The organism is Jeotgalibacillus marinus, assembly GCF_040801915.1.
GTDB lineage: Bacteria > Bacillota > Bacilli > Bacillales > Jeotgalibacillaceae > Jeotgalibacillus > Jeotgalibacillus marinus.
In genome coordinates, this window is the sequence record NZ_JBFMIA010000267.1 from 1 (window position 1) to 243 (window position 243).

The window sequence follows — 243 nt, forward strand, 5'->3', positions numbered from 1 at the left end:
CGGCCCTTCTCCATGCCCTCCCCTTTCTCCCTTTTTTGCCCTTTCCCTTTTCTCCTTTCTTTTCGCTCCTTCCCCTTCTTCCTCCTTTTCCTCTCCCCTTCCCTCCTTTCTTCTTCTCTCTTCCTTCTCCTCCCCCTCTTCTCCCTCCCCTCCTCTTTTCTTTTTTCCTTTCCCCCCCCTTTCTTCCTTTTTTCTTTCTTCCTCCCCCCCCTCCCCCTCCCCCCTCTCTTTCCTCCCCTCTTT

The 243-nt window shown here is 53.9% G+C and carries 1 protein-coding gene; it reads right to left on the bottom strand.

What is annotated here, in order from left to right:
• On the bottom strand, positions 1-243 hold a 243-nt coding region (locus AB1471_RS19135), incomplete at both ends, for a hypothetical protein (protein WP_367781047.1).